The sequence below is a fragment of the Brachybacterium sp. sponge genome (assembly GCF_001613775.1).
Taxonomy (GTDB): domain Bacteria; phylum Actinomycetota; class Actinomycetes; order Actinomycetales; family Dermabacteraceae; genus Brachybacterium; species Brachybacterium conglomeratum.
The window spans coordinates 170,656-191,308 of the sequence record NZ_LRMP01000004.1 but is presented as its reverse complement, the minus strand read 5'-3'; the positions used below and the strand labels follow the sequence as shown (position 1 = coordinate 191,308).

General features: G+C 72.9%; 18 protein-coding genes and 1 other RNA gene. 7 read left to right on the top strand and 12 right to left on the bottom strand.

The window, feature by feature from the left end; all coding sequences use genetic code 11:
* The first annotated feature begins 112 nt into the window (after positions 1 to 112).
* The 4 genes from A4A78_RS15410 to A4A78_RS15395 are packed head-to-tail and all read left to right on the top strand — an operon-like array spanning position 113 to position 4,385.
* Entirely contained in the window at positions 113 to 847 is a 735-nt protein-coding gene (locus A4A78_RS15410) for a GntR family transcriptional regulator (RefSeq protein ID WP_062951279.1), read from the top strand.
* Positions 844 to 1,860 (top strand): ADP-ribosylglycohydrolase family protein, encoded by a 1,017-nt coding sequence (locus A4A78_RS15405; RefSeq protein ID WP_062950775.1) that lies wholly within the window; start codon positions 844 to 846, stop codon positions 1,858 to 1,860. Before A4A78_RS15410 ends, A4A78_RS15405 begins: the two co-directional genes overlap by 4 nt.
* A gap of 42 nt (positions 1,861 to 1,902) precedes the next feature.
* Positions 1,903 to 3,375, top strand: coding sequence for a cytosine permease (locus A4A78_RS15400; RefSeq protein WP_062950773.1), 1,473 nt, complete (start codon positions 1,903 to 1,905; stop codon positions 3,373 to 3,375).
* Complete coding sequence (locus A4A78_RS15395; RefSeq protein WP_062950772.1) at positions 3,372 to 4,385, top strand: PfkB family carbohydrate kinase; 1,014 nt, start codon at positions 3,372 to 3,374, stop codon at positions 4,383 to 4,385. Before A4A78_RS15400 ends, A4A78_RS15395 begins: the two co-directional genes overlap by 4 nt.
* Before the next feature lie 132 nt (positions 4,386 to 4,517).
* Here the strand turns inward: A4A78_RS15395 and A4A78_RS15390 are convergent, their stop codons facing one another.
* The 10 genes from A4A78_RS15390 to A4A78_RS15345 form a co-directional block, all read right to left on the bottom strand.
* Positions 4,518 to 5,699: a ScyD/ScyE family protein gene (locus A4A78_RS15390; protein WP_062950771.1), complete on the bottom strand. Its 1,182-nt coding sequence runs from the start codon at positions 5,697 to 5,699 to the stop codon at positions 4,518 to 4,520.
* 219 nt (positions 5,700 to 5,918) lie between these two features.
* On the bottom strand, positions 5,919 to 6,260 hold the full coding sequence (locus tag A4A78_RS15385; protein WP_062950770.1) for a YciI family protein: 342 nt from the start codon (positions 6,258 to 6,260) through the stop codon (positions 5,919 to 5,921).
* 96 nt (positions 6,261 to 6,356) lie between these two features.
* Entirely contained in the window at positions 6,357 to 8,003 is a 1,647-nt protein-coding gene (locus tag A4A78_RS15380) for an ABC transporter permease (protein WP_062950767.1), read from the bottom strand.
* Complete coding sequence (locus A4A78_RS15375; RefSeq protein WP_062950766.1) at positions 8,000 to 8,923, bottom strand: ABC transporter ATP-binding protein; 924 nt, start codon at positions 8,921 to 8,923, stop codon at positions 8,000 to 8,002. The genes A4A78_RS15380 and A4A78_RS15375 overlap by 4 nt, the downstream gene beginning before the upstream one ends.
* A complete protein-coding gene (locus tag A4A78_RS15370; RefSeq protein WP_231881071.1) occupies positions 8,920 to 9,612 on the bottom strand; it encodes a TetR/AcrR family transcriptional regulator in 693 nt (230 codons plus the stop codon). The genes A4A78_RS15375 and A4A78_RS15370 overlap by 4 nt, the downstream gene beginning before the upstream one ends.
* Before the next feature lie 174 nt (positions 9,613 to 9,786).
* A complete protein-coding gene (locus A4A78_RS15365) occupies positions 9,787 to 10,704 on the bottom strand; it encodes a PD-(D/E)XK nuclease family protein (protein WP_062950761.1) in 918 nt (305 codons plus the stop codon).
* A 139-nt stretch (positions 10,705 to 10,843) separates the two neighbouring features.
* A complete protein-coding gene (locus A4A78_RS15360) occupies positions 10,844 to 14,065 on the bottom strand; it encodes a bifunctional [glutamine synthetase] adenylyltransferase/[glutamine synthetase]-adenylyl-L-tyrosine phosphorylase (protein WP_231881070.1) in 3,222 nt (1,073 codons plus the stop codon).
* On the bottom strand, positions 14,058 to 15,395 hold the full coding sequence (locus tag A4A78_RS15355; RefSeq protein ID WP_062951276.1) for a glutamine synthetase family protein: 1,338 nt from the start codon (positions 15,393 to 15,395) through the stop codon (positions 14,058 to 14,060). The genes A4A78_RS15360 and A4A78_RS15355 overlap by 8 nt, the downstream gene beginning before the upstream one ends.
* 127 nt (positions 15,396 to 15,522) lie before the next feature.
* Positions 15,523 to 16,194, bottom strand: a complete 672-nt coding sequence (locus A4A78_RS15350; protein ID WP_062950759.1) for a hypothetical protein — start codon at positions 16,192 to 16,194, stop codon at positions 15,523 to 15,525.
* A 121-nt stretch (positions 16,195 to 16,315) separates the two neighbouring features.
* Positions 16,316 to 16,843, bottom strand: a complete 528-nt coding sequence (locus A4A78_RS15345; RefSeq protein WP_062950758.1) for a hypothetical protein — start codon at positions 16,841 to 16,843, stop codon at positions 16,316 to 16,318.
* A 156-nt stretch (positions 16,844 to 16,999) separates the two neighbouring features.
* On the opposite strand from A4A78_RS15345, the gene panB reads away from it, so the two are divergent.
* Positions 17,000 to 17,830 (top strand): 3-methyl-2-oxobutanoate hydroxymethyltransferase, encoded by an 831-nt coding sequence (panB, locus tag A4A78_RS15340; protein WP_062950757.1) that lies wholly within the window; start codon positions 17,000 to 17,002, stop codon positions 17,828 to 17,830.
* A gap of 98 nt (positions 17,831 to 17,928) precedes the next feature.
* On the opposite strand, the gene A4A78_RS15335 is transcribed toward panB, so the two are convergent.
* Positions 17,929 to 18,114, bottom strand: a complete 186-nt coding sequence (locus tag A4A78_RS15335; protein WP_062950755.1) for a hypothetical protein — start codon at positions 18,112 to 18,114, stop codon at positions 17,929 to 17,931.
* Between the two features lie 37 nt (positions 18,115 to 18,151).
* On the opposite strand from A4A78_RS15335, the gene map reads away from it, so the two are divergent.
* On the top strand, positions 18,152 to 19,039 hold the full coding sequence (gene map / locus A4A78_RS15330) for a type I methionyl aminopeptidase (RefSeq protein WP_053915705.1): 888 nt from the start codon (positions 18,152 to 18,154) through the stop codon (positions 19,037 to 19,039).
* Positions 19,040 to 19,236: 197 nt separating this feature from the next.
* On the top strand, positions 19,237 to 20,037 hold the full coding sequence (gene ppgK, locus A4A78_RS15325; RefSeq protein WP_062950753.1) for a polyphosphate--glucose phosphotransferase: 801 nt from the start codon (positions 19,237 to 19,239) through the stop codon (positions 20,035 to 20,037).
* A 138-nt stretch (positions 20,038 to 20,175) separates the two neighbouring features.
* On the opposite strand, the gene rnpB is transcribed toward ppgK, so the two are convergent.
* An RNA gene (gene rnpB, locus A4A78_RS15320) (RNase P RNA component class A) lies at positions 20,176 to 20,536 on the bottom strand.
* Between the last annotated feature and the right edge of the window lie 117 nt (positions 20,537 to 20,653).

The following is a 20,653-nucleotide window of genomic DNA, read 5'->3' as shown; positions in this document are numbered from 1 at the left end:
CGTCCCGCCATCCGGCGAGGCGGGGGTCTCCGCATCGGCTCCTGGCGCGCCCCGTCGTCCGCATCCCGACACGCGCTCGCCGCCGACCCCGACATGGTGTACCTGTATGCACATGTCCATACCGGTTGCCCGCGGCAAGCGCCGCATGATCGTCGAGACGCTCTCCCGTCGCATCCACGACGGCGAGTACGAGCTCGGCGACCGCCTCGAGGGCGAGCTGCGGCTGGCCGAGGAGTTCGGCGTCTCCCGCACCACGGTCCGCCAGGCGCTCGCGGATCTCCAGCATCGACGGCTCATCGCGACCGAGTCCGGACGGGGCTCCTTCGTGATCTTCGACGGCCACCGCCTCGATCAGCAGCAGGGCTGGGCGCAGGCGCTCGCCGAGACCGGGAGCGACATCAGCGCCCGGATCCTCTCGATCGACCGCGTCGGCCGCGAGGAGGTCCCCCTCCTGCCCGAGGAGGTCGACCTCGAGAGCGCCGTCGCGATCCGCCGCCTCCGCACCCTCGTCACGGACGACGGGTCCTCGCAGCGGATCTCCTTCGAGTGCGCGACGGTCCCCGCCGTCGATCTGCTCGCCGAGCTGCCGACCACCGGACTCGTCGACGACTCCCTCTCCGCCACGCTCGCCCGCGCGGGCCTCGCCCCCGCGCGCGGCACACAGCGCGCCGATGTCCACGCGCTGGACGCGCGGGAGGCGGCGATTCTCGGCCGCACCGTCGGCACCCCGTTCCTGCGCACGTCCCGCACGTCCTGGACGGCCGACGGTCGCTTCGTCGAGCACGTCGTCTCGCTGCTGGATCCCTCCCACTTCACCCTCGCCCTCACCTTCGGAGACGATGCATGACCAGCTCCCCCGCCCCCACCGCGCAGGATCGGGCGCACGGCGCCCTGCTCGGCCTCGCCCTCGGCGATGCGCTCGGGATGCCCACCCAGTCCCTCCCTCACGCGCGGATCGCCGCCCTGCACGGACGGGTCGACCGGCTCCTGGACGCCGCCGACGACCAGCCGATCGCACCGGGCATGCCGGCCGGCTCCATCACGGACGACACCGAGCAGGCGCTGCTGCTCGCCCGACTCCTGCTGGACGGCGACGGGCATGTGGACCCCCACGCCCTCGCCGCCGCCCTCATCTCCTGGGAGCAGGACATGATCGCGCGCGGCTCGCGCGACCTGCTCGGCCCCTCGACCAAGGCGGCGCTGGAGAAGCTCCAGTCCGGCGTCCCGGTCGAGGAGACCGGCCGCTACGGCACCACCAACGGCGCGGCGATGCGGATCGCCCCCGTCGGCATCGCCGTCGCCCCGGGCGACGCACTCCTGGACGCGGTGGTGGAGGCCAGCCAGGTGACCCACCTGACCGGGCTCGGGATCTCCGGAGCCGGCGCGATCGCCGGAGCCGTCTCCGCGGCGCTCGAGGGCGCGGACACGGACGAGGCGCTCGAGACGTCGCTCGACCTGTCGGAGCAGGGCGCATCGCGCGGCAGCTGGATCGCCGGCGCCTCGATCCCCGCTCGCGTCCGCGCCTTCCGAGCACCGCTGCGCGGCCTGGACCCCGCTGCCCGCGACGAATTCCTCCGCGACGTCGTCGGCACCTCGGTCCAGTCCCAGGAGTCCGTGGTCGCGGCGCTCCTCCTGGTCGATCTCGGCCGGGACGATCCCTTCGAGGCCCTGTGCACCGCCGCCTCGCTCGGCGGCGACACCGACACCGTCGCGGCGATGGCCGGGGCCGTGCTCGGCGCCCTGCACGGCACGGCTGCCTTCCCGACCGCCATGACCGCGCAGGTGCGCGAGGTGAACGGGCTCGACCTCGCGCCGCTGGCCGAGGAGCTCCTCGCACTGCGCCGCCGCACCGCCGCCTGACCACACCCCTATCGCACCACCGCAGACCCCGAGGAGACATCGATGTCGACCACCGCCCAGGGCGGCGATCCCGCCGCAGCACTCCCGAGCGAGCAGGGGGCGCTCGGCGCCCTCGAGCAGCGAGGGATCGAACCCGTCCCCGAGCACGAGCGCACGGGGAATCCCCTGGAGCTCTTCTGGGTCTGGTTCGCCGCCAACATCTCCGTGCTCGGCCTGCCCCTCGGGGTCAGCCTCATCGCGCTCGGACTGTCGGTCGGCCAGTCGATCCTGGTCGCCGTGCTCGGCGCGTTCGGCTCCTTCGCGATCGTCGGCCTGATCTCCATCGCTGGGCGCCGCGGCGGCGCACCGAGCCTCACCCTCTCCCGCGCGATCTTCGGCACCCGCGGCAACGCCGGCCCCACCCTCGTCGCGCTGCTCTCGCGCCTGGGCTGGGAGACCGTCAACACCTCGACCGCGGCGCTCGCCCTGGTCACGATCGTCTCCCTGCTCGCCGGGACCGGCGGCGACGCGAAGTCCGCGCCGCTGATCGCGATGCTCGGCGTCGCGGTGTTCGTCGCGTTCACCGTCGCCGTCTCGGGCATGGGGCACGCCGCGATCCTCGTCGTCCAGAAATGGTCGACCTGGATCTTCGGCGCGGCGAACCTCGTCATCCTCGCCTTCCTCGTCGTCAACGTGGACTGGGCCGCCGTGATGGCGCTGCCCCACGGCACCACCGCCGCGGTGCTGACCGGCATCGGCACCATGGCGGCCGGCACCGGAATCGGCTGGGCGAACTCCGGCGCGGACATGGCCCGCTACCAGTCCCCGCGCGTCTCGGCCGCGTCCCTGGTCGCCTCCGCCTCTGCGGGCGCCGGCATCCCACTGGTCGTGATGATCTCCATGGGCGCGATGCTCGGCGCCTCGGACTCCGGGGTCGCCGCCTCCGCGAACCCGCTGGATTCGATCCGCGACATGCTCCCGCTCCCCGTCGCCGTCGCCTATCTGGTCGTCTCCTTCGTGGGCCTGCTGCTGTCCAACCATCTCTCCGTGTACTCCGCCGGCCTCACCACCCTCACCCTCGGGCTGCGCGTGAAGCGCGTGCACGCCGTGCTGGTCGACGTCGTGGTCACCACCACCGCGTCGCTGCTGTTCCTCCTGGTGGCCGACGGCTTCTACGGACCGTTCATCACCTTCATCTCGCTGCTGGCCGTGCCGATCTCCGCCTGGGTCGGGATCTTCCTGGTGGACATGCTGCGTCGGCGGGCGTACGACCCGGACGCGCTGCTGGACCTCTCCCCGGGCAGCGGCTACTTCTACACAGGCGGCGTGCGCTGGGCGGCCGTGGCGCCCTGGCTGGTCGCGATCGTCGTCGCGGCGCTGTTCATGCGGATCGCCCCGGGGCAGACGCCCTGGTACACGGGACCGCTGTTCGACACCTGGGTCGGGCGCAACGGCATGGCCTGGCTGCTCTCCCTCGCCCTCGCCGCCGTGCTCTACGCCGTGATCGGCCTGCGGTCGATCGGCTCCACGCGATGACCGCGCCGGTCGGGTCCGGGCGGGTGCTGCATGCCGGGCAGGCCGTCGTGGACGTCGTGCTGCGCATTCCGGGGATGCCCGAGCCCGGCGGAGACGTCTTCGCCGCCGCGCACCGGCTGGTCGCAGGCGGCGGAGTGAACACGATGGCCGCCGCCGCACGGGACGGCGCCGAGGTGGTCTACCTCGGCAGCCACGGCACCGGACCCTTCGGGAACATGGTGCGGGCGGCGCTGGCCGAGGAGGGCGTGCGCGTCCTCGCCGCCCCGGATCCGCAGCAGGACACGGGCTTCAGCGTCGCCCTCGTCGACGACTCCGCCGAGCGGACCTTCGTCTCCACCCGCGGCGCGGAGGCCGAGACCCCGCTCGCGCAGCTCCTCGCGGGCGCGCCCGTTCCCGGCGACGTCGTGTGCGTCTCCGGCTACTCGCTCGTCCATCCCGTGAACCGCGAGTCCCTCATTCGTTGGCTGCCGGGTCTGGAGGACGGCGTGCAGGTGGTCGTGGATCCCTCGCCGGTGATCGGCGAGGTAGACCTGGAGTCCGTGCACGCCCTGCTCGCCCGGGCGGACGTCTGGACGACGAACGAGCGCGAGGCCCGACTGCTCGTGGACCGCCTGGACGCGCACACCGAGGCCCCGGCGAGGACGGAGGCGGCACCGGCCGGCGCCAACGGCATCGACCCCTCCCCCGACGGCGACCTCCTCACCCTCGCCTCCCGGCTGTGCGCCCTCGCCGGAGCGGTGGTCCTCCTGCGCGCCGGTGCACGCGGCGCCGTGCTCGCCCACCCCGACCGGGAGCCGCTCGTGCTCCCGCCCCTCCCTGTGACCGCGGTGGACACCAACGGCGCAGGGGATGCGCACACCGGGGTGCTCTGCGCCCGGCTCGCCGCCGGGGAACCGCTCGAGGACGCAGCACGGCGGGCGGGGGTGGCCGCGGCGATCGCCGTGACCCGTCACGGGCCGGCGACCTCGCCGACGGCCGCGGAGATCGACCACGCGTTGACATCGCTGTAGACCGAGATACAGACGTTCCCGTCTGTCCCCTGGTGATCGGGCCGCCGCTCCGTCGCCGCTCCTGCGCAGCACGAGACCCCCGTCCCGCCGATCGGCGCGGCGGGGGTCTCCGCATCGATGCTCCGCGCGACCTCAGCGGCCGGAGCGGTACCGGTACGAGACGACGGCGCCGTTTCCGGGGGCTCCGCCCTCGCCGAACACGCCGGTGGTGGCGTAGACGGTGCCACGCTCGAGCTCCACGTCGGCCGGCGAGGCGGCCTCGAAGAGGGTGCGGGCCCTCGTGCGGCCGGGCGAGATCGTGGAGATCTCGTCGCCGAACATCTCGGCGACGAGGATGTCCCCGTTCGGGGCGACGGCGAGGCCCGTCGTCCCCTGCATGCCGCGGTCGGCGACCGCCCGGGTGTGTCCGGAGCGAGGGCTGACCCGATAGACCGTGCTGAGCGGGAACGCCTCGCCGAGAGCGCCCTGCAACGTGGAGACGTAGAGCATTCCGTCCTTCCCGATCTCGACATCGGTCGGGACGGGCTCGGGCGTGTACGACGCGCCGACCACACAGTCCGGCAGCATCGCGCCGCCGAGCATGCCGTCGACGTACGCCTTGTGGTCCTCGGTGAAGGTCACGGCGCTGCCGGGGATGACGGCGACGGTGGAGATCTCGCCGCTGCGCAGGTCGACGGCGAGGATCGCGTTGGCCGCCGCATCGGCGACATAGGCGGTGCCGCGGTCGACGGTGAGCTGATAGGCGTTGGACTCGATGATGCCGGCGTACTCGTTCAGCAGCAGGGGGCCGCCCTCGGGTCCCGGCGGGATCGACTGCTCGAGAGCGGTGACCTCGGCGGCGCACTGGTCGTCCAGACCCGTGAAGCCGTACGTCCGTCCGCCGTCGGGGTTGTCCTCCTTCTCGTGAGCCCAGAGGTCGTCGCTGACGACGGTGCGGGTGCCGTCGCGGTCCACGCGGATCACGTGGCTCTCGGGGCCGTTCACACCGACTTCGGTCTCGAGGTGGTACGTGGCGCCGTGACGGCCCTCGGCGGCGCCGGAGATCCCTCCGCCGGCAGGATCGGGGACCTGGTAGCGGAGGGTCTGCTCGCCCCGTCGGTCGACCTGGGTCACGGCCCCGGCGAAGGCCTGGGTGACGGTGATCGTGCCGCCGTGGCCGACGGCGAGGGAGAGCGGGCCGACGAATCCGTCGGCGACGACGTCGGGGCCCCGAGGGTGATGACGGTGGGGGCCGCCGGCGGAGGCGGGTGCTGCGGTGAAGGCGACGGCGAGAGCCAGACAGCAGGCTCCGGCGGCCGCAGAGGACAGGCGCATGACTTCCTCCGGGTGGGACGGCATCGTCCGGGCCGCCTCGGTCGGGGCGGCCCGTGCCGGGCATGCGGAGCCGCGAATGGCAGGGCGTGCGGGCGACGGCAGAGTATGACCTGCGTCACATATGCGTCAAAGTCCGGACGGTCACTTGTCGTCTGCCTGCGCTCCTGCTCATGGCGTGTTTCGGCGCGGCGCGCACGCTCGCCGTCGAGGCGGTGCCCCTCAACTCTCCGGGTCGTCCCCGAACACCCGCACCTCCTGGGCGCAGCGGCACGCGACGGCGATCCGGCGCGCCCACTCCAGGGCCTCCTCGCGGGTGTCGACGTCGAGGACGGAGTACCCGCCGTCGATGCGACGGGTCTGCTCGTAGGTCGTCTCCAGCACGCTGCCGCTGCCCGTGACCATCACCGGGGGCACGGACTCGTCGATCCCGCCGCCGAACACCCACACCCCGGCGGCCTTCGCCTCACGGACCACGGCGTGGGAGTCCTCGGACGCGGCGGCGAGCTCGTCGTCGGACAGGTTCATCGCGCTGCTGGGGAAGGAGATCAGGTACTTGGCCATGGTCGGCTCCTCTCGTCGGCCTCCGCGCCGTCGCGGGGCTCGCCCCCGAGTCTCCCCGCCCGGGACCGGCGCCGCCACCCTGACGGAGGCCGCTCCTCAGCCGGCAGCGAGGTCCCGGCGGCGCAGCAGAGCCAGCCCGAGCAGGGCCAGCACCACGGCGGCGACGCCCATCACCACGAGCGGCATCGCCTCGAGGTCCTCGGAGGGCACGAGGGCGATGTGCTGCAGGGGCGAGAGGTCCATGGCCCAGTCCGGCAGGCCCAGCATCTGGCCGAGGAAGGTGACCAGCGCGGTGTACACCACGAGCAGCCAGGCAAGGGAGGCGAGGCGAGGCCCGAGACCGTAGAGGGCGAGCGCGATCGCCGCATACAGCGCGACGGCGGGGAGGTAGGTGAGCGCGGCGAGGGTCATGTCGCCGATCCAGGCGGTGTCCTCGGTCGCGCTCCACACGCCGATCCCGACGCCGAGGCCGAGCAGCACCTGCATCGCGGCGGTGCCCAGCAGCACGACCAGGAACCACTGCCCGGCCAGGCGCGTCCGGGAGGTGCCGGCGACGAGCACGCCGGCGAGCCGTCCCGCGGTCTCCTCGGTGCGCATCCGGAGCATCCCGGAGACGGCGAGGGCGACCGGGCCGATCGCGAGCATCATCAGCACGAACGCGGAGAACGAGCCGGTGAGGTCGTCCAGCCGGATCGGTGCCATGCCGGCCAGGTCAGGGAGGTTCTCCGCGAAGTCCGTGAGCGAGCTGGCGAGCGATCCGAATGCCAGCGCGAACAGGAACAGGCCGAGGCCCCAGGCCAGCTGCGTCCCGCCGACGAGCCGGCGGGTGAGGCCTCCGGGGGCGAGCAGCGCGGCCGACGCGGCGGCGCGGCCGGCCGCCGCGGGGCGGAGCCCGGCCCCGAGGTCGCGGCGGTGCGAGAGCCGACCCGCGATCACCAGCAGCACGACCACGGCGGCGACGGAGACGAGCAGCGGCCACCAGCGCAGGTCCACGAAGGCGCGCGTCTGCTGCGCCCAGGCCAGCGGCGAGAACCAGGACAGCCACGAGCCGTCCCGCTCGATCACGTCGCCGATGCCGCGCACCATAAAGGCGAGCGCCAGGGTCCCTAGAGCCGTGCCGGAGGCGGTGCCGGCGTGCTCGGTGAGCTGGGCGGTGACGGCGGTGACCGCGCCGAAGACCAGTCCTGTGAGGGCGGTCGCGAGCCCGAGCGCCAGCGAGTCCGACGTCCCGCCCCCGCCGATCAGCATCCCTGCGGCGACGGCGGCGCCGAGGGCGAGGTTCGCCAGCGCCACCACCAGCAGGGCGGAGACCGACGGGGCGAGGCGCCCGGTGGGAAGGGAGCGCAGCAGCTCGAGCCGCCCGGACTCCTCCTCGCCGCGGGTGAGGCGGGCGGTGAGCAGGATCGACATGATCGCGGCCGGGACCAGCAGGTAGAGCAGCAGCTCGTTGGCGACCATCGCCCAGAAGGTGTAGTGGTCGGCGGCGAAGAACGGTCCGGTCATCATCACGGCCGAGGGGTTGTCCAGCAGCATCGCGCGGGCGTCGAGCGCGGCCTGGTCGGGGTAGACGTCCTCCATCGCGTAGATCGAGGCGGGCACGAGCACGAGCACGGCCAGGGTCCAGATCAGGATGCCGCGCCGGGCGAGGCGGAGGTGGAGGCGGAGCAGGGAGCGCAGCCCGGTGAGCGGGCCGGCCGCGCGGCGCTGCCCGCGGTGGGTGGGGGCGGCGGTCGCGGCGGTCATGACGCGTCCTCGGTCGCGTGCTCGAGCTCGTCCCCGTAGTGGCGCAGGAAGAGGTCCTCGAGGGAGGGCGGGGTGATCGTGAGCCCGGTGACGCCGAGGGCGGTGAGCACGGGGAGCACGTCGTGCAGCGCCCGGTCGTCCACGTCGAAGCGGAGCCGCCCGTTCTCGGCGACGAGGTCGTGGACCCCGTCGAGCCGGGTGAGCGGCGCAGGATCGGCGTCGGTCGTCGCGGCGACGGTGGAGCGGGTGAGGTGGCGCAGCTCGGCGAGGGTGCCGGACTCCACGGCCTTCCCGGCGCGGATGATGGTGACGGTGTCGCAGAGCTTCTCGACCTCGGCGAGGATGTGGCTGGAGAGCAGCACCGTGCGGCCGTCGGCGCGCAGGCGGGCGACCTCGTCGGTGAAGATCGCCTCCATCAGCGGATCGAGGCCGGAGGTCGGCTCGTCCATGATGTAGAGGTCCACGTCGCGGGAGAGCGCGGCGACGAGCGCGACCTTCTGGCGGTTGCCCTTGGAGTAGGTGCGGGCGCGCTTGGTGGGGTCGAGCTCGAAGCGCTCGATCAGCTCCTCGCGTCGGCGGCGGTGCCGCTCCCCGCTCTCGCCGCGGGTGAGCACGTCGATCGCCTCGCCGCCGGTCAGGCCCGGCCAGAGGTTCGTGTCGCCGGGGACGTACGCGAGGCGGTGGTGGATCGCGACCGCGTCGCGCCACGGGTCCCTGCCCAGGACGCGGGCCGTCCCGGAGCTCGCCCGCAGCAGGCCCAGCAGCACGCGGATGGTGGTGGACTTGCCCGCGCCGTTGGGGCCGAGGAAGCCGGTCACCTCGCCGTGGGGCACGGTGAGGTCGAAGCCGTCCAGCGCCCTCGTGGCGCCGAAGGTCTTGGTGAGCTCGCGGACGTGGACTGCAGGTTCTGGGCTGGTCATGTCGGGCTCCCGTCGGTCGGTGAGGTGGAGTCGGTCGTGTGCGCGCCCTCGTCGGCCGCGGTGTCCGCGTCGCCCTGTGCGGCGAGATAGGCGTCCAGCAGGCTCGCGTCGGTGAGCAGCGGGGTGGTGTAGAGCTCGAGCAGGGGTAGGGTCAGCGAGTCGGTGTACTCGCGCATCCACCGCGGGAGGTCCTCCAGGTCCATCGGCGCCCCCTGGCCCGGCATCTGCAGCACGAGGGAGCCGAGCGCCATGTGCGCGAGCACCCGCACGCGCGCCTCGGGGTCGCGGCTGGGGCTGAGCACCCCTGCCCGCTCCCCCTCCTCGTAGTAGTCCCTCGCATTGGCAATGAAGTCCTCGATCAGCCGTTGGGCGAGCGGGCCGCCGGCCTGGAGGCGGCGCAGCACGTAGCCCATCTCGGGCGCGTACTGCTCCACGGCGGCGAGCTGGGCGAGCATCGTGCCCACGCCGCCGGTCACCGCCGCCCTCTTCTGCTGCCGGGTGACCTCGAGGGCGCGTTGGTCGCAGGCCTCGAGGAGATTCTCGCGCGAGCCGAAGTGGTGGATGATCAGGCCCGCGCTGACCCCGGCGTCCTGTGCGACGGCGCGCAGCGGGGCGCCCAGGCCGTCGACGGCGAAGCGTCGCATCGCGGCCTGGAGGATTCGCTCGTCGGCGCGGGCGGACTCTGCCATGCGGCTCTCCTCGGGCATCAGGCCCGCTCCGCGGGAGCGCGCAGGCCCTGCATTGAACTGACGTTCAACACGTTATACGTGTGTTCAATCCGGGGCAAGGGGCTCTTCGCCCCGGAGATGCGAGCGCGCCGGCCCCGAAGGGACCGGCGCGCGGAGTCGGAGGGCGCGAAGTGCTCAGCCCAGGGCGTCGAGCCCGCCCTTGGTGCGCAGCAGCGATAGCACGAGGCCCTTGGGGTCGGCGGCGGGCTCGAGCGCGCACTCGTCGGGCTCGAAGGACCATGCCGCGCGCAGCGCCCGGAACACCTCGAACTCCTCCTCCCCCGTCCTCAGCGGCACGGCCTGGTAGCCGCCCGCCTCGGGGAGATGGATGATGAACGCTCCGGTCAGCTCCGGCATCTCGCGGGTGGAGCCGTCGTCGTCGAGCAGCAGCTCGGCACGGCACACGGCCACCCCCTGCAGCGCGTAGTCGCCGCGCACCTTCTTCGAGGTCTTGATGTCGGCGCTGAGCAGCGTGTTCCCGATCCTCACGATCGCATCGGTGGTGCCGGCGTAGCCGACGCTGTGGTTCACGACCGTCTGCTCGACCTCCACGAACTCGGGCTGGAAGTCGTCCAGGAAGCGGCCGTAGCCGTCCAGGCGCACCTCGGCACGGGCGACGAGGCCGCGGAGGTCCTTCTCCGTGGCGAAGGCGCCGGAGCCGGTGCGCATCCGCTCGATGATCCCGCCGATGTGGTCGGCGTCGGGCCGTGTGCCGCTGGTGCCCCAGTCCTCGCAGGCGGAGTGGACCAGGGTGCCGAAGTCCGAGGCGGCGGCGGTGTACTCGGGCGCGGCCGCGGCGATCTTCTTCTGGGTGCCCCAGCGGTCGCGTGTGACGCGGGAGATCTCCGACGCGGCGCGGTCGGGGTTCCGCTCGAGCCAGGCGTACATGTCCAGCGCCCGCTTCGAGGCCATGGTCGCGTACCAACCCTGCAGGAAGTCCTTGGCGCGCATCCCCGCCACGGTGGTGATCGAGGGGTACATCAGCGGGCCCTCGGGCTCGAGGCGGTACATGCGGCCGCGCGGGGTGTCTGCGCTCAGGGAGGGGGTGGTCATCGGTCCTCGGAGGGGTGCGGGGGTCGCGCGGGGCGACGCGGGCGGACAGCCTCCCACGGTACGCGCTCGGCCGGCCCGGGCCTGTCCGGGGCGGGGCCGACGCGCCGGGGGCGGGCGCGTCTCACGTCGGCGGGTCGGCTCAGCCGTCCTCGCCGAAGATGATCTGCTCGGCGAGGGTGCGGGAGCGGCGGGTGACCTTGAGATAGCGGTCCTCGAGCTCCGCCGCGGTCGCGTCCTCGCCGTCGATGAGCAGGGCCAGGGCCCGCAGGTCGTTCCGGTCGCTGGGGAGCACCTCCCCTTCGCGCCCCTTCCACAGGAACAGCCCGCGCCGCAGCTGCCAGGCGAGCGTCCAGGCGGCCCGCAGCTCCTCGGCCTCGCGCCCCTCGAGCAGCTCGGCGGCGACCGCGGCCTCGAGCTGGGCGAGTGTCGAGGTTGTGCGCAGGCCCTCGACCGCGTGGCCGTGCTCGAGGGCGAGAAGCTGCGTGCACCATTCGACGTCGGTCATCCCGCCGCGTCCGAGCTTGAGATGCCGGGCGGGGTCGGCGTTGCGGGGAAGGCGCTCGGACTCCACCCGCGCCTTCATGCGCGTGATCGCCCGACGGTCCTGCTCCTCCAGACCGCCGTCCGGAAAGCGGTGGCGGTCCATCTCCCCGGTCAGCCGCTCGCCGAGCGCCTCGGAGGAGACGACTACGCGGGCCCGCAGCAGCGCCTGCTTCTCCCAGGTCTCGGCGTCCCGGCGGAGGTAGTCGATCCAGGACTCGGCGGTGCGGGTGAGCGGGCCGACCTTGCCCTCGGGGCGCAGGTCGGCGCTGACCTTCATGTCGGAGCGGGCGACGGGGGCGTTGAGGATCTTCTGGATCTGGGTCGCGACGGCGTTCGTGATCTCGACGGTGTCGTCGCCGGCGCCGCGGTCCACGGCGATGAACTGCACGTCCGCGTCGGAGGAGTAGCCCATCTCCCGGGCGCCGAAGCTGCCCTGGGCGATGATCGCCAGCTCCACGCCGAGTGCCCGCGCGGGATCCGAGCGTCGCTCGCGCAGCTCCTGCGCGGTGGTCTCGTCGACCTCGTCGACGCCGTCCAGCGGCTCGGCCTCCTCGCCGACCACCTTCCGCTCGCGGGCCACGACGTGATAGGCGACCAGCAGCCCGGCCTCGAGCACCGCCTCGGCGAGGTCGGTGAGGGCATGGGCGACCTCCGCGGCGGAGGCGACGTCCGTGAGATGGGCGAGCGCGATCCGCAGCAGCTCACGGCTGCGGGTTCGACGCAGCACGTCCCGCGCCTCCTCGACGGTGTCCACGCGGGTGATCACGGCGAGGAACTCCCGGCCCAGCACATCGCGGGACAGGGGGCGCAGCTGCTCGTCGCGGGCGAGCCAGCGCACCGCCTCCGGGATCCGCTCGAGCTCCTCGCCGACGTACCTGCTCGCGGCCAGCACCTTCGTCAGCCGCTTGGCGGCGAGACCGGAGTCGCGCAGCAGCCCCATGTACCAGTGGGCGGAGCCGATCTCGTCGGAGAGGCGGCGGAAGGCGAGCAGTCCCAGGTCCGGGTCGATACCGTCGGCGAACCATTCGAGCATCGCCGGGAGCAGCTGGCGCTGGATCCTGGCGCGGCGGGAGATCCCCTCGGTGAGGGAGGAGATGTGCGCGAGCGCCCGGCCGGGGTCGCGATAGCCGATCGCGGCCAGGCGCGCCTGGGCGTCCTCGGCGCTCAGCGCGATCTCCCCGTCGGACAGCTGCGAGGCGGTCAGCAGCAGCGGTCGGTAGAAGATCTCCTCGTGCAGCTGGCGGACGCGTCGCCGGGTGCGCTGGTAGCGCTTCGCGAACTCGTCGGGGCCGAGGCCCAGACTGCGGGAGAGGCGGCGCAGGTCCGAGGCGGCGGTGGGCAGCACCTGGGTGCGGCGCAGGCGGTGCAGCTGGAGGCGGTGCTCGACGCAGCGCAGGAAGCGGTAGGCCTCGTCCATCTCGGCGACGTGGGTGCGGGAGATGTAGCCGCCCTCGCCGAGCCGGGCGAGGGAGTCGAGGGTGGAGCGGCCCTGGAGCCGCTCGTCGGCGCGGCCGTGCACCAGCTGCAGCAGCTGGACGGTGAACTCGACGTCTCGCAGTCCGCCGGGACCGAGCTTGATGTTGCGGTCCACCTCGGCTCGCGGGATGTGGGCGACGACGCGGCGGCGCATCGCCCGGGTGTCCTCGACGAAGCCCTCGCGGGTGGAGGCCTGCCACACCCACGGCTCGACCATCTCCTCGTAGGCGGCGCCGAGCTCGCGGTCGCCGGCGGCGGCGCGGGCCTTCAGCAGCGCCTGGAACTCCCAGGACTTCGCCCATTCGGTGTAGTAGCGGCGGTAGGAGTCCAGGGTGCGCACCAGTGGCCCGTCCTTGCCCTCGGGGCGCAGGTTCGCGTCCACCTGCCACAGCGAGCCCTCGGCGGTGCGCTCGGAGCAGGCGCGGGCGAGTTCCCTCGCCAGCGCGGCCCCGATCGTGATCACGTCCTCCTCGTCGCAGTCCTCGTGCGCGGGGGCGACGACGTGCATGACGTCGACGTCGGAGATGTAGTTGAGCTCCCGCGCGCCGGTCTTGCCCATCGCGATGACGGACCAGCGCACCTGTTCGTGCCCCTCGACGGTGGCGCGGGCGATCGCGGAGGCCGCCTCGAGGGCGGCGTCGGCGAGGTCGCTGATCGCGACGGAAACGCGGGGCTGGAGGGCGGCGGGGTCGGCGGCGACGGCGTCGGCCGCGGCGATCTGGGCCAGGCGCAGGTGGTAGGCGGCGCGCAGCGCGTCGCGCTCCTCGCGGCCGCCGGAGCCCGCCACGGGGACCTCGGCCGCCGGATCGGCGCCGACGGCCTCGAGCAGCGCCTCGCGCACGGCGGCGGCGGGGACCGCGAGCTCGTCGTCCCCCTCGCGCAGGAGCTCGAGCCGCTCGGGGTGGCGGGCGAGCACGTCGCCGAGCGCGACCGAGACGCCGAGCAGGCGGATCAGCCGGTGCCCCGGGGTGCCGGCGGTGCCCACCCCGGCGAGGAACTCCTCGAGCAGGGCGTCCTGTCCGGCCTCCCGGGCGGACTCCGCCAGGCGCAGCAGGCCGAGGACTGCGTCGTCCCCGTCGGCCGTCGCGCCGAGGGCCTCCGCGGCCCCGTCGCCGAGACCTCGCAGCGCCGGTTCGGAGAGGAAGCGGCTGACGCGGTCGGTGCGGCTGAAGCCGAGGCGGGCGAGGGCGCCGGTGGTGGTCGCCGGCTCCTCGCTGGCACCGGGCTGCTGGGGCGGTGCGGACTTCGACGACGGCACGGTCTGTGGCGTCGGTGCGTTCTCCGCCTGGGAGCCGTGCTTCTCGGGCGGTGGCGCGGCGTTCACGGGGTCCCCGTCAGACACGGCTGAAGGTCGAGCGGAGCTCGTGGTCGGTCACCTGTTCGCGATAGCGGTGCCACTCCTCGCGCTTGTCGCGGAGGAAGTACTCGAAGACCTGCTCGCCGAGCGTGTCCGCCATCAGCTCGGACCCCTCGAAGACCTCCAGGGCGCGGAACAGGTCGGTGGGCAGCGGCTCGATGCCCATCGCGCGGCGCTCCCGCTCGGTGAGCTCCCATACTGCGTCCTCAGCGCCCTCGGGCAGCTCGTAGCCGCCCTCGACCCCGGCCATCCCGGCGGCGAGCAGCACGGCGAAGGCGAGATAGGGATTCGCCGAGGAGTCCAGTCCCCGGAACTCGACCCGGGAGGAGGTGGTCTTGGTGGGCTTGTGGAAGGGGACGCGCACCAGCGCGGAGCGATTGTTGTGGCCCCAGCAGATGTAGCTCGGCGCCTCCTGCGCGCCCCAGAGACGCTTGAAGGAGTTCACCCACTGGTTCGTCACCGCCACGTACTCGGGGGCGTGGCGCAGCAGTCCGGCGATGAACTGGCGACCGATGCGGGAGAGGCCGTACTCGGCGCCCGGCTCGTGGAAGGCGTTCTTCCCGCCCTGGAAGAGGGAGAGGTGGGTGTGCATGCCGGAGCCGGGCTGGTCGATCATCGGCTTGGGCATGAAGGAGGCGACCTGCCCCAGCGACAGGGCGACCTCCTTGACCACGGTGCGGAGGGTGACGATGTTGTCGGCCGTGGTGAGCGCGTCGGCGTAGCGCAGGTCGATCTCGTTCTGGCCCGGACCGTTCTCGTGATGGGAGAACTCGACCTGGATGTTCATCGCCTCCAGGTGCTGGATGGCGGCGCGACGGAAGTCCTGGCCCTGGCCGCGGTGGACGTGGTCGAAGTATCCGGCGTGGTCCACCGGCCGCAGCGGGGAGCCCTCCTCGTAGGGCTGCTCGAAGAGGTAGAACTCGATCTCGGGGTGGGTGTAGAACTCCAGCCCCTTCTCCTCCGCGCGGGCGAGGGCGTCCTTCAGCACGCGGCGCGGATCGGAGGCCGCGGGCTCGCCGTCGGGGGTGAGGACGTCGCACATCATGCGGCCGGTCGCGTTGGTCTCGCCGCGCCAGGCCAGCAGCTCGAAGGTCGCGGGGTCCGGGCGCAGGATCATGTCGGACTCGTAGCTGCGGGTGAGGCCCTCGATCGTGGAGCCGTCGATGCCGATGCCCTCGGTGAACGCGATCTCGAGGTCAGCCGGCGAAATCGCGATGGACTTCAGCGTCCCCACGATGTCGCTGAACCACAGCCGGATGAACCGCACATCCTTGTCGGAGACGGTGCGGATGACGTCGTCATGGAGATGTCCCATGGGGTAAGTCTGCCTCAGGTCCGCGGCACGGTGCGGGCTCTGCGCGCCCCCGGACGGCATGCGCCCCGGTCTCCTTCGGAGGCCGGGGCGCATGGCGGGCGCGTCGCTCAGCGCGGATCCGATCGGCTCAGATCAGCTCGGCGGAGTTGACGTACCACTTGCCGTCATCGCCCTGCACCATCGAGATCCCCGCATCCTCGCCCATGAAGCTGACGGCCACCGTGCCGTCGCCGTTGTCGCTGGTCTCCACCATCGAGCGGTCGAGGGCATCGGCGATCGAGGGATCGAGTGCCGTGCCCTCCTCCTCGGCGCTCTCCTCGTACCCGGCGACGCACGACTCGGCGGACGAGCCGCTCATGCCGCTGCCGGTGGTGGGGTCCAGGGCCAGCGCGCAGGCGCCCTCGGCGTCCCCGGAGGCGGCGGCCTTGACGAACTCGAAGGCCCGGTCCCCCGCGGTGGTGAGGTCCTCCTCGGCGACGGGCTCGCCCTCGGAGCCGCCGGCGGCGTCGTCGCCCTCGGACCCCTCGCTCTCGGTGTCTCCGCCCTCGGCGCCCTCGCTCTCGGAGCCCTCGGCGCCCTCGTCCTCCGAGCCTTCGCTCTCGGTGTCCGACCCCTCGGACTCCCCGCCCTCGGACGCCTCGCCCTCCGGGGCGGGCTGCTCGGCCGAGGGGTCGTCGCCTCCTTCGCCTCCGCCGGTGAGATCACCGATCGCGCCGCAGGCCGACGCCCCTGCGATGAGCGCGAGGGCGCCCAGCCCGGTGGCCGTTCCCCTGACGGTCTTGCGCATGATCGAGTTCATGGTCCTGTCCTCCCTCAATGCCGGGGCCGTTCCCCTGACCGGAGAAGAGTGACACGGGAAGGGCGCCGCTGTCGCTGGGGAGAACTCCCCATCGCCGTGACCGTGCCCGGCGGGGCGAGGATCAGAACGGGATCGAGAGGTACCACTGCCCGTCGTCGCCGCGGGTCATCGGGACCTCCACGGGCTGCTCGAGCAGGCTCAGCGAGATGGTGCCGTCGTCGGCGGGCTCGGCCTGGACCATCGAGGCGTCCAGCTGGTCGAACACGCCCGGCTCCAGCATCTCCTCGTAGTCCGCCATGGCGCCCCGCGCCCCGTCGGCGCACTGCTGAAGGCGCTCGCCCTCGGGGGCGGTGCCGGTGCCCGGGTCGAGCACGTAGCCGCAGGCGGCCTCCCAGTCCTGGTCGTCGATCACGCCGAGGAAGCCGAGGAAGCGGTCGGTCGCCGCGGCGAGGTCCGTCTCGGTGACCTCGCCGCCGTCGCTCGCCTCCGGGGCGGCGTCGGCCGAGGCGCTCGGCGTCGCGCTGGGAGTCTCCGGGGCGGGCTGCTCGTCGTCCCCGCCGGTGCAGGCGGCGGCGCCGAGCGCGAGAGCGAGGGCGGAGGCGCAGGCGGCGATCCGACGGACCGGGCCGCGCAGGGGATGCGGTTCCATGGTGACCTCTTCTCGGCGACGTCTGCGCACGACGCTCCAAGGGTGGCACATGCCGGGCCCGCACAGCACCTGACCGGCGAGAACCGGGTGCCCCGGGGCGACGCGGACGGCGATAGGCTGGAGCGCCGGATCCCCGTCCCCGTCCAGGAGCCCGCTGTGAGCACTGAGTCCCCCGCCGCCGTCCCTGCCGCACCGGCGAAGATCCGGCTGCGCCACCTCCAGCAGGCCAAGGAGCAGGGCCGCCCCTTCGCGATGCTGACCGCCTACGACCAGTTCTCCGCCCGCGTCTTCGAGGAGGCCGGGATCGAGACCCTGCTGATCGGCGACTCCGTGGGCACCACCGTGCTCGGCCACTCCTCGACCACCGCGACCACGCATGCCGACATGCTCGTGTTCACCGCGGCCGTCGCCCGCAGCGTCACCCGCCCGCTGATCGTCGCCGACCTCGCCTTCGGCACCTACGAGACGGGGCCGCGGGATGCGGTGCTGCACGGCATCGAGCTGGTGCGCGCGGGCGCCGAGGCGGTCAAGCTCGAGGGCGGCGCCGAGGTCGTCCCCCAGATCGAGGCGCTCGTCGCCGCGGGCATCCCCGTGATCGGGCACCTCGGCTTCACGCCCCAGTCCGTCAACGCCCACTCCGGGCACCGGGTCCAGGGCCGTGACGAGCAGGCGGCGAAGAAGATGCTCGCCGACGCGCTCGCGATCCAGGAGGCCGGGGTCAGCGCGATGGTGCTCGAGCTCGTGCCGGCCCGCGTCGCCGCCGAGGTCACCGCCGCGCTGCGGGTGCCCACGATCGGGATCGGCGCCGGGGCCGGCTGCGACGGCCAGGTGCTCGTGTGGCAGGACATGGCGGGTCTGTCCGGCTTCCGGGGGAAGTTCGTCAAGGCCTTCGCGGACCTGCGCGGCGAGCTGCTCGGCGCCGCGACCGCCTACCGAGAAGAGGTCGAAGAGCGCAGCTACCCGGGTGCCGAGCACTCCTTCGACTGACGGGGCCGACGGGTCGGCCGCCCGCGCGGGAGCGGCCGGCCCTCACGCGGGAGCGGCGGGCCCTCGTGCAGGAAGGCTCAGCCCTCGTGCGGGAAGGCTCAGCCCTCCTCCCACTGCTTGTCGTCCTGCTCCCACTCCTGGTTGCGCTTCGCGGCGGTGCTCAGCGCGCGCTCGGCCTCCTCGCGCGTGGCGTAGGGGCCCATCCGCTCGGTGGCCGGGGACTGCGCCCCCTCCTCGACCGCGCCGGTGCTCAGGTTGTAGTAGTACTGCGTGCCCTCGGTCACGTCGGTCTCCTTCGCTGTCGGTGAGAGACTGGTGGACATGACTGTAGAGCAGGATTGGATCCGTCCCGAGGGGCGCGCGCTGCTGGTGCCCGGAACCCTCAGCCCCCGTCGGCCCGTGCCCGCGAGCATCGAGCGCCCCGAGTACGTGGGCAAGGACGAGGCGGTCTCGGACACGGGTCCGTTCGTGCAGAGCGCCGACGTGATCGCCCGCGTGCGCGAGGCGTCCCGCGTCGCGGCGCTCGCCCTCCAGGCCGCCGGCGAGGCCGCGCAGCCCGGCGTCACCACCGACCACATCGACGCGGTGGTCCACGACGTGCTGCTCGAGAACGGCGCCTACCCCTCCACGCTCGGCTATCTCGGCTTCGAGAAGTCCTGCTGCACGAGCCTGAACGAGGTCATCTGCCACGGCATCCCCGACTCGACCGTGATGCAGTCCGGGGACATCCTCAACGTCGACGTCACCGCCTTCCTGCACGGCGTCCACGGCGACTGCAACGCGACCTTCCTCGTCGGCGACGTCGCCCCGCGCGCCCAGGAGCTGGTCGAGGTCGCCCACGACGCGATGCTGCGGGGGATCAAGGCGGCCCGTCCCGGCCGCGAGGTCAACGTGATCGGCCGTGTCATCGAGAAGTTCGTCTCCCGCCACGGCATGGAGTCGGTGCGCGACTACACCGGCCACGGCGTCGCCGAGGGCTTCCACAACGGTCTGGTGATCCCCCATTACGACTCCGCGCCGATGTTCGACGACGTCATCGAGGAGAACATGACCTTCACCATCGAGCCGATGGTGACGCTCGGCTCGCAGGCCTGGGACCAGTGGGACGACGGCTGGACGGTCGTCACCCGCGACGGCTCCTACTCGGCCCAGTTCGAGCACACCATGCTCATCACCGACGCGGGCCCCGAGCTCCTCACCGTCGTCTGAGACCGGTCCGTTCCCGGACCCCGCGGACCGTTCACCGCGACCGCCGCAGGGGTCCGGCGGCCGTGCGGGGCCGTCCTCGGACGTCCCCGTCGCGTGCCTGCGCAGCCCGGGTATCGTGGGCGCCCGAGAGAGGGCGCCGAGGGCGGCGCCCCGGCACCGGGCGGGGCTTTCCCGCACCGCACGACCAGGGAGAGACGATGAGCAAGAAGGCCTTCGGGATCGACATCGGCGGCAGCGGCATCAAGGGAGCCCCCGTCCACCTCGGCAAGGGCGAGCTCGCCGCCGACCGGGTGCGGATCCCGACCCCGCAGCCCTCGACCCCCGAGGCCGTGGCGGACACCGTCGCCGAGCTCCTCGGCTCCTTCGACATCCCTGAGGACATGCCCGTCGGCGTCACCTTCCCGGCCGTGATCCAGGAGGGCGTGGCGAAGACCGCCGCGAACGTGGACAAGTCCTGGATCGGCACCGACGTGGACGCCCTGTTCACCGAGCGGACCGGCCACGACGTGTTCGTGGTCAACGACGCCGACGCCGCCGGCATCGCCGAGATGGAGTTCGGCGCAGGCCGGAAGAGCTCCGGCGTGGTGCAGGTGTTCACCCTCGGCACCGGTGTGGGCAGCGCGACCTTCGTCGACGGCCGCCTGGTGCCCAACACCGAGCTCGGCCACGTGCTCCTGCACGGCGACAGTGCGGAGAAGTACATGGCCTCCTCCGCCAAGGAGCGCGAGGACCTGGACTGGGAGACCTGGGCCGGCCGGCTCCAGGAGTACTTCGCCCACATCGAGTTCCTCTTCAGCCCCACCCGCATCATCGTCGGCGGCGGCGTCTCGAAGAAGCACCAGAAGTTCCTGCCGCTGCTGGACCTCGAGGCCGAGATCCTCCCCGCGGAGCTGCGCAACGAGGCCGGGATCATCGGGGCGGCGGTGCTCGCCCACCGCGAGGTGAAAGCGCTGAAGAAGGGTAAGAAGAAGGACGACAGGCACTTCGCCGGCAGCTGATCCCGTCGGCCGGGGCCGCCCCGCGACCGGCGTGCCTCGTCGACCGGAGTGCACCGTCGGCCGGGGGATCCCGGCGCGGGCGCTCCCCTCGGGCACTCGTCCCGTCGGGCGCGGCCCTCGCGGGGCTGCCCCGCGGGGCGGACCAGCCGGCCTGTAAGCCGGGTTCTGTGATCGGCAGCCATCCCTCTCGGGTCGCCGTTGCCGACGACCTCCAGCGGTCTACCCGGGAACTCGGGCCGGCGCCCTCGGACGTTCCCTGTCTGACCTTGCTCCCGGTGGGGTTTACCGTGCCGGTCTCGTCACCGAGACCGCGGTGGTCTCTTACACCACCCTTTCACCCTTACCGCCCCGCCCGAGGGCGCGGCGGCGGTCTGCTCTCTGTGGCACTGTCCCGCGGATCACTCCGGGTGGGCGTTACCCACCACCGTGCCGGATGGAGCCCGGACTTTCCTCGGCCCCGCGGCGTACGCCGCGGGGACGCGGCTGCCCGGCCGACTGGTCCGCCCGGCAGTCTACGCTCCCACCTGCACGTCCCCGTCCCCCGTGGACAGGCGCCCGCTCCGACGTGCCGAAGCTCTCGCGGCGTCCTCCCTCGCCCCTGCTCTGCCACCTCGGA